This is a genomic window from Natronococcus jeotgali DSM 18795, assembly GCF_000337695.1.
GTDB lineage: Archaea > Halobacteriota > Halobacteria > Halobacteriales > Natrialbaceae > Natronococcus > Natronococcus jeotgali.
The window spans coordinates 39386-46814 of record NZ_AOIA01000019.1 but is presented as its reverse complement, the minus strand read 5'-3'; the positions used below and the strand labels follow the sequence as shown (position 1 = coordinate 46814).

15 protein-coding genes are annotated in these 7429 nt (G+C 65.4%); all 15 read right to left on the bottom strand.

The features are described 5' to 3' along the window. The coding region (locus tag C492_RS01910; RefSeq protein ID WP_008419986.1) for a 50S ribosomal protein L32e at positions 1–611 on the bottom strand (611 nt) is incomplete at its 3' end. Positions 612–614: 3 nt separating this feature from the next. Next, positions 615–1148, bottom strand: a complete 534-nt coding sequence (locus tag C492_RS01905; protein WP_008419985.1) for a 50S ribosomal protein L6 — start codon at positions 1146–1148, stop codon at positions 615–617. A 2-nt stretch (positions 1149–1150) separates the two neighbouring features. Further along, complete coding sequence (locus C492_RS01900) at positions 1151–1543, bottom strand: 30S ribosomal protein S8 (protein ID WP_008419983.1); 393 nt, start codon at positions 1541–1543, stop codon at positions 1151–1153. A gap of 1 nt (position 1544) precedes the next feature. Continuing rightward, complete coding sequence (locus C492_RS01895; RefSeq protein ID WP_008419982.1) at positions 1545–1727, bottom strand: 30S ribosomal protein S14; 183 nt, start codon at positions 1725–1727, stop codon at positions 1545–1547. Continuing rightward, positions 1720–2265 carry a 50S ribosomal protein L5 gene (locus C492_RS01890; RefSeq protein ID WP_008419981.1) on the bottom strand — a complete coding sequence of 182 codons (546 nt, stop codon included), beginning with the start codon at positions 2263–2265 and terminating at the stop codon, positions 1720–1722. Before C492_RS01890 ends, C492_RS01895 begins: the two co-directional genes overlap by 8 nt. Beyond that, on the bottom strand, positions 2258–2968 hold the full coding sequence (locus tag C492_RS01885) for a 30S ribosomal protein S4e (RefSeq protein WP_008419980.1): 711 nt from the start codon (positions 2966–2968) through the stop codon (positions 2258–2260). The genes C492_RS01890 and C492_RS01885 overlap by 8 nt, the downstream gene beginning before the upstream one ends. Beyond that, positions 2965–3342, bottom strand: a complete 378-nt coding sequence (gene rplX, locus C492_RS01880) for a 50S ribosomal protein L24 (RefSeq protein ID WP_008419979.1) — start codon at positions 3340–3342, stop codon at positions 2965–2967. The genes C492_RS01885 and rplX overlap by 4 nt, the downstream gene beginning before the upstream one ends. Before the next feature lie 2 nt (positions 3343–3344). Next, positions 3345–3743, bottom strand: coding sequence for a 50S ribosomal protein L14 (locus C492_RS01875; RefSeq protein WP_008419978.1), 399 nt, complete (start codon positions 3741–3743; stop codon positions 3345–3347). Beyond that, entirely contained in the window at positions 3743–4192 is a 450-nt protein-coding gene (locus C492_RS01870; RefSeq protein WP_008419977.1) for a 30S ribosomal protein S17, read from the bottom strand. Before C492_RS01870 ends, C492_RS01875 begins: the two co-directional genes overlap by 1 nt. Then, positions 4183–4638, bottom strand: a complete 456-nt coding sequence (locus C492_RS01865; protein WP_008419976.1) for a ribonuclease P protein component 1 — start codon at positions 4636–4638, stop codon at positions 4183–4185. The genes C492_RS01870 and C492_RS01865 overlap by 10 nt, the downstream gene beginning before the upstream one ends. A gap of 9 nt (positions 4639–4647) precedes the next feature. After that, positions 4648–4884: a 50S ribosomal protein L29 gene (gene rpmC, locus C492_RS01860; protein ID WP_008419975.1), complete on the bottom strand. Its 237-nt coding sequence runs from the start codon at positions 4882–4884 to the stop codon at positions 4648–4650. A 27-nt stretch (positions 4885–4911) separates the two neighbouring features. Beyond that, positions 4912–5799: a 30S ribosomal protein S3 gene (locus tag C492_RS01855; protein WP_008419974.1), complete on the bottom strand. Its 888-nt coding sequence runs from the start codon at positions 5797–5799 to the stop codon at positions 4912–4914. Beyond that, positions 5799–6278, bottom strand: coding sequence for a 50S ribosomal protein L22 (locus C492_RS01850; RefSeq protein WP_008419973.1), 480 nt, complete (start codon positions 6276–6278; stop codon positions 5799–5801). Before C492_RS01850 ends, C492_RS01855 begins: the two co-directional genes overlap by 1 nt. Before the next feature lie 7 nt (positions 6279–6285). Continuing rightward, the gene (locus tag C492_RS01845) at positions 6286–6708 is read right to left on the bottom strand and encodes a 30S ribosomal protein S19 (RefSeq protein WP_008419971.1); all 423 of its coding nucleotides are present in this window, start codon (positions 6706–6708) and stop codon (positions 6286–6288) included. Then, positions 6705–7427: a 50S ribosomal protein L2 gene (locus C492_RS01840; protein ID WP_008419969.1), complete on the bottom strand. Its 723-nt coding sequence runs from the start codon at positions 7425–7427 to the stop codon at positions 6705–6707. The genes C492_RS01845 and C492_RS01840 overlap by 4 nt, the downstream gene beginning before the upstream one ends. Positions 7428–7429 lie beyond the last annotated feature (2 nt).

Genomic DNA, 7429 nt, shown 5'->3' with positions numbered 1-7429 from the left:
GATGTGTATAAGAGACAGTCCGTGTTCTCGACGTAGACCTCCTCGAAGCCGCTGGGGTGTTTCCCACGAACGGCTTCCGGCGTGCGGTAACCGGCCTGGACCTTCGGACCCTTGCCCTTGATCCCCTTGCGCTGCTTCGAGAGCTGGCCGCGGGGGCGACGCCAGGACTCGGGCGTGCGCTTTTTCTTGTGGTAGTCCTGTCGGTTGAACTGCGGCTTGCCCGCCTGCTTGCGTCGGGTGAGCAGGCGCTGCTCCTCCTCGGAGAGCTCGGGCGTCTTCTCGGTCAGCCCGCGGGGCTGCAGTTCGGTCTCGACGTCCTCGTCCGGTTCTTCCGCTTCCTCGACGCCCTCGTCTTCGATCTCGGCTTCGGTCTCCTCGGTTACCTCGAGGTCGCCGACGTCGGCCTTGATACGGGCCGCCAGCGCGTTTCCGACGCCGTCGGCCTCCGCCAGGTCGTCCTGGTCGGCCTGCTTGACGTCGTCGATCGTCTCGAAGCCGGCGTCGCGCAGCGCGTCGGCCTTGCTGGCGCCGACGCCGCTGATGTCCTCGAGGTCCTGTGGAGCGTCCGCCTCGGTAGGGGCGTCCTCGGTCTCTGGTTCGTCGTCAGCCATCTATCAGGCACCTCCTTTCGCGGGTTTCTCGGTGATGTAAACCCCGTCCTGGAAGACGCGGGTGTCCTTGCCGCTGACTCGGGTCAGCTGCTCGATGTCCGCCGCCGTCTGGCCGACGTCCTCCTTGTTCGGACCGGAGAGGACGAGCCGTTCGTCATCGACGGAGACGTCGGTCTCACCGTGGATAGTCGTGCGTCGCGGTGCCTTTTCGCCGAGGAAGTTCTCGATGACGACCTCCTCGCCCTCCACGCGGACCTGCATCGGGAAGTGGGAGTAGAAGACTTCCATCTTGTACTCCCAGCCCTCGGTCACGCCGTGGAAGGCGTTGTTCAGGTGGCTCTCGAAGGTGCCGACGGTCGCGTTCGTCTTCGCGTCCTCGGCCGTGCTTTCGATGACCACCTGGTCGTCTTCGGCTTCGACGGTCACGTCGGGGTACCAGAGACGCCGAGTAACGGCGCCCTCGGGTCCGTCGACGGTCACGTCGAGATGATCAACCTCGACAGATACGTTTTCGGGGATTTCCAGTTCGACTCGCATGATTAGTAGACGTATGCGATCACCTGGCCGCCGATCCCCTGCTCGCGCGCTTCGTAGTGGCTCATGATGCCACTGCTCGTCGTGACGACGAGCGCGCCGAAGTCTCGAGCCGGGAGGTATCGCTTCTCCCACTTCTCGAAGTCGTCGGCGCCGACCGCATAGCGGGGCTTGACGGGGCCACACTCGTTGATCGCTCCTTTCAGTTCGACGTCGAACTGACCGGCCTTACCGTCGTCGACGAACTCGAAGCCGTCGATGTACCCGCGGTCGTAGAAGACCTCGAGCACGCTGCCGATCTCGTTCGAAGCGGGCGTTACCTCGTGGCTCAGTTTCCCGACGCTCTCGGCGTTGTCGATCCCCGAGAGCGCGTTGCTGAGTGGGTCGTTTCCGGTCATGTTATCGGTACTTCCTGAATCCCATGTCGCGGGCGATCTCTCGGAAACACTGCCGGCAGAGGTTGATGTCGTACTTGCCGACCAGTCCCTGTTTGCGGCCGCAGCGCTGGCACTCCTCGATCTGGCCCGTGCGCTTGGCCGCGTGCTCGCCCGTCCGGTCGTTTTCTACGTCGCTTTCACTCATCCGTGGACTCCTCTACGTTGACCTCGAAGTTCGCCTCGAGGAAGCTGATCGCGTCCTCGGGGGTGAGTCGGTGCTTCGACGGGATCGATCGGGTCACCTTGTCGCGCTTGGCGATGCGGTAGCCCGGACGCACCAGGTTGACGGTGACGTCCATCCCGTAGATACCGACGTTCGGATCGTACTCCTGGGTCGGGAACTCGGTGTGTTCCTCGATCCCGAAGCTGAAGTTGCCCGTGTCGTCGAACTGGGTCTCGACCAGCGACGCGAGCGGGAGCGCGGTCTCGAGGAACTCGGCGGCGTCCTCGCCCCGAAGGGTGACCTTCGTGCCGATCGGATCGCCCTGGCGGATGCCGAAGTCGGGCTCGGTCCGCTTGGCCTGCGTGCGGACACTCTGTTGGCCCGTGACCTCCTCGATGATGTCCTCGGCTTTCCCGAGCTCGCGGCCACCGCGACCGACGCCCATGTGGACGACGACCTTCTCGACGCGGGGCTCGCGCATCTCGTGGAACTCGCCGTCGGATTCGGCCTCGCTACTCATCGTCATCACCGTCCTCGCCCGTGAAGTTCTCGTCGATCACGACGACGTACTCCTCGACGGTCTCGAACAGCCCGCCGTCGTCAGTTTCGACGGTGACGATGTTCGAGCCGCTGCCGGGAGTGACGTCGATCTCGCTTACCTCGCCGATCTTGCCGCCGTGGTTACCGCGGACGGCCGTGACGAGTGCACCCTCCTCGTAGGGGAAGTGCGCGACGATCGACTTGTCGTCGTTGTCGACGACGATCGAATCGTTCGTGCTGTACTCCTCGTCGACGACGACGTTCGTGCCGTCGTGCAGCGTCAGCTGGGTGTCGCCGCCCGACACCTGCTGTTTGTTCTCGATCTTGCCGAGGCGGCTGTCGGCGGCCTCCGCGTCGATCTCGGTCAGGGCGAGCCGGCCTCCTTCGTCGGGGAAGACCCGGTAGTACTCCTCGCGACCGGGGAACGCGACGATGTCGAACATGCCGATCGGGCGCTGCTCGTCGTTGATCGGCTCCCCGTTGACGAGGATCGAGTCCTCCGAGAGGGCGTACCGCGCTTCCTTCTTCGAGTCGACGTAACCGAGCACGTCCCGAAGCAGGACGACGAGCGGAACGCCGTCCTCACCGTGCGGGCCGGCGTCGGCCTTGACCGTGAAGACGTCGGTCTTGCGCTCGACCGGCCAGGACTTGGGAACGGACAGTCGCTTCTGATGTTTCGTCATTCGCTATCACCTTCCGTGTCGTCGGCGTCGCCTTCGAGGCGTGCCTCGCGGCGCTCGTCCTCGAGGTCCAGCTCCGTGATCCGAACGTTCGAGGGCTCGAGTGCCCGGGGAACCTCCTCCCCGTCGGCCGTCTCGACTGTCACGTCCGCGACGTGGATCGTGCCGTCCTCGAGGATCGCGCGAACGACCTCGCCCGTCTCGCCGGCGTGGTCGCCGCGCATGATCTCGACGGTGTCGCCCGCGTTGACGCGGGTCCGTCGCGTGTCGTACTCCTCGCGGAGGTCATCCGAGAGCGTCGCGTGAAGCTGCTTCTGTCGCTTGTGCAGCGGCGCACGCTCCGTTTGGGTTCGCTGTTTGTGTGGTTGCTTGCTCATACTCAGACGATCATCGTTGCGGTCGAGGCGATCGCGCCGAAGCGTTCGGCGACCTCGCGCGCGATCGGGCCCTTGATCTCCGTCCCGCGGGGCTCTTCGTTCTCGTCGATGATGACCGCCGCGTTGTCCTCGAACTTCAGGCGCGTGCCGTCCGGTCGGCGGATCGACTTCCGCTGGCGGACGATGACGGCCTCGAGGACCTGGCGGCGCATCTCCGGGGTACCCTTGGTGACCGAGACGGTCACCTTGTCACCGAGACCCGCCTTCGGCTGGCGGTTCTTGGTGCCCTGGTAGCCCGAGACGCTGATGACTTTCAGCTCGCGGGCGCCGGTGTTGTCGGCGCAGGTTACCAGCGACCCCTTCTTGAGTCCCTGGGTGACGTCGGCTTTCATCGCCTCCATCACTGATCACCCTGCGTCGCTTCGGGCTCGGCACCCTCGGTGACGTCGCCGCTGGAAAGCTCCCGGTCAGGTTCGGACTGACGGGTCAGCTCGGCGATGTCCTCCGCGGTTGCCTCCTCGGTTACTTCGACGACCACGTGCGATTTCGTCTTCGACAGTGGTCGGGTCTCTGCGATCTTGACCGTGTCGCCGACCGAGAGCGGCTCGAGCACACCCGGTACGTGGGCCGGGATGCGCGAGCGACGCTTCATCTGGCGGTCGTACTTCGGAACCGCCACGTCGTACTCTCGTTCGACGACCACGGTCTTGTCCATGTCCGTCGAGATGACGGTCCCCTCGAGGATCTGCCCTCGAACGGAGAGCTCGCCGTAGAACGGACACTTCTCGTAGTCGTATTCCTCCGGGTTTTCCGGCTCCGGAGGGGTTTCAACGTCTAATCCTATTGCCATGGTGAGTCACCATTCGTTTCCGTGCGTCGGGCGGGTTGTGAGAGCAGTCGCGAGCCATCGACCGTAACGTAGGCCACGTCCTCGCCGGCGCAGTCCGAACCGGCGGAGGATTCCTCCGTCGGCTCGGGTTTAGCATCGGCCAGTTTGGACGCGGTCCCCGACGCCTTCGCGGCGTCGGCGGCGTCATCTGTGATCGCGAACTCGAACGTCGAGCCCGACTTCGGCACCATCACGACCCGAGACGCGCCCTCGTCGCACTCGGCGGCGTTGCCGCCTCGGTCCCGTTCCGCCTCCGGCGGAACGCAAACCTCTATCGAGAGGGTATTGGTCGTCTCGACGACGACCCGTCCCTCGAGACCGACCCGCGAGGCGTCGTCGCTCTCGACGACGCGGACGGGCAGGCCGTTGAGTTCGTGTCGGGGCAGCGTTTCGGGTGTCAGTGCCATGTTAGTGTGTTATTCTTCGGTCTCGTCTGCGTCCGCCGTCTCGTCGAGGTCGCCTTCTTCGCGCTGGATCGTCTTGATCCGGGCGATGGTGCGACTCAGCTCGCCGATGCGACCCGGGTTCTCCGGGGCGCCGCCGGCCGCGAGCACCGACTTCTGGTTGAGCAGCTCGGTCTCGAGCTCCTCGAGTTCGGACTGGCGCTCGGCGGCGGTCATGTCGCGGATCTCTTCGACGTGGAGGATCGCCATCAGGCGTCACCTCCCTCGTCCTGTCTCTTATACACATCTCNAGAGATGTGTATAAGAGACAGCCTCGAGGTCGTCGAGTTCCTCCTCGGCCGGCGCCTCGTCGGGGACGTCGACGTCCTCGTCCTCGGCGGCCTCGACCTCCTGCTCGATGACCTCCTCGATATCCTCTTCTTCGGGCTCGGGCTCGACGTCCTCGTCCGCGGGGGCTTCGGCGCCGCTCTCGGCGGCCTCGGCCTCCTCGGGTTCGCCCTCGAGCAGCTCTTCGACGCCCTCGGCCTCGTTGGCCTCGACGGCGTCGGGGACGAGCTCCTCGGGATCCGCATCGTCGTTGATCTGGAAGTCGTCGGGCAGCTCGGCGCCCGGCGGAATGATCTTCACGTCGACGCCGATCGTCCCGAGTTTCATGACGGCGACGCCCTGGCCGTGATCGACGACCTCCTCGGCGGGCTCGCCGTTGTGCTTGATGTAGCCGCGGTTGAACTTCTCGACGCGCGAGCGGGCGCCGGTGACCTTCCCGGAGAGGACGATCTCGGCGCCGAGCGCACCCGAATCCATGATCCGATCGATCGTCGTGTGACCGGCCTTTCGGAAGTACCAACCCCGTTCGAGGGCGTTCGCCAGACGGTCGGCGACGATCCGTGCGTTGAGGTCGGGTTCCTCGACCTCCTGAACGTCGATCTGGGGGTCCTCGAGGTTGAACTTCTCCTCGAGGGCCGTCGTGACCTTCCGGATGTTCTCGCCGCCCTTGCCGATGACCATTCCCGGCTTCTCGGCCTTGAGAACGATCTGGGTACCCATCGGCGTCTTGGCGACGTCCATACCGCCGTAGCCCGCGCGGCCGAGCTCCTCTTCGAAGAACTCGTCGATCTGGGACCGCTGCAGGCCGTTTTCGATGAACTGGTGTTCGTCAGCCATTAGTTCTCACCCGCCTCGTTCTCGTCGACTTCCTCGACCACGATCTCGACGTCCACTTCCGGCGTGTTCCAGGCGGTCGCCCGCCCCATCGCGCGGGGCTTGCGGCCGACGGACTCGCCGACCTTGTGGGCGGCGATGTGGACGATCTCCATCGAGGCGCCGTCGAAGCCCTGGTGGTCGGCGTTGGACTCGACGTTCTCGAGCAGATCGAGGAACTCCCCCGAGACCTTCTCGGGGTACTTGCCGGCGTCCCAGCCCTCGACGTCGGAGCGGTGTCCGGCGCCAGTGTTGTGGGACTTGAACGGGACCGACTGCTCCTCGTCGATGACGTCCTGAAGGTACGCCTGCGCGTCCGCGACCGTGCGGCCCTTGATTTCGCGGGCGACCTCCTTGCTGTGCTTGTGGCTCATGTGACGCTCCCGGAGCATCGCCTTCGCGGTCGTGTCCGGATCCGCGTCGACTGAGTAGTTGATTCCCATGCGATGATCACTTCAGTGGGACGAACTTCGAGGATCGAGTCGCGCCGATCCCGGCCTGTCCGTGCTCGACAGACGTGCGGGTCAGCTGGAACTCGCCGAGATAGTGGCCGATCATCTCGGGTTCGACGCGAACGCGCTCGAAGGACTGTCCGTTGTACACGGAGAAGGTCAGTCCGACGAACTCCGGCAGCACCGGCATGTCCCGCAGGTGCGTTCGGATCGGCGCGTTGGCGGTCTCTTCCTCGCCTTTCTCGCGGGCCTCCTCGAGCAGTTTCTCCTGCTCGACGGAGAGACCGCGTTCGATACTTCGCCGCTTGCGAGCGGGCAGCAGTTCCGCGACGTCCTCGAGCTCCATCTCCTGCAGCTCGTCGAGCGTGTGGCCGCGGTAGGTGAACTCACCTTCGCGACCGGTTCTGTACTCCTGACTCATTTGTTTCCACCTCGGCCGGTACGGCGCGAGGAGATGTCACCGACCTTCCGTCCCGGCGGGGCATCCCGCGAGACGGACTTCGGCTTGCCCGGGTGCTGGCGACCGCCGCCACCGAAGGGGTGGTCGATCGCGTTCATCGCCACACCGCGGACGCGGGGCCACTTGGTGCCCCGAGCTTTCATCTTGTGATACTTGTTCCCGGCCTTGACCATCGGCTTCTCCGTGCGGCCGCCGCCGGCGACGACGCCGACGGTGGCGCGACACTGCGGATCGAGCCGCTTGACCTCGCCGCTTGGCAGCTGGACGACCGCGGCCGATCGATCGTGGGTGATCAGGTCCGCGCTGACGCCCGAGGCGCGAGCGAACCGACCGCCGTCTCCGGGGTTGGCCTCGATGTTACAGACCGGAACGCCCTCGGGAATCTCCGCGAGCGGGAGCGTGTTCCCCGGCTTGATCTCGGCGCTGACGCCGACCTGGATCTCCTCGCCGACGGTGATCCCTTCCGGCGCGAGCACGAGTCGCTGATCGCCGTCCTCGAACTCGATGGCGGCGACCGGCGCCGAGCGGGCGGGGTCGTGTTCGATGTCGACGACCGTCCCGCGGACGACGTCGTCGTCCTCCTCTTTCTTGTGGTCGAGCTTCGCTTTGTATCGGTGCGACGGGGCGCGGAACGTGGAGGTCCCGCGGCCGCGCCGTTGTCCGAGAATGCGTCGTCCCATCG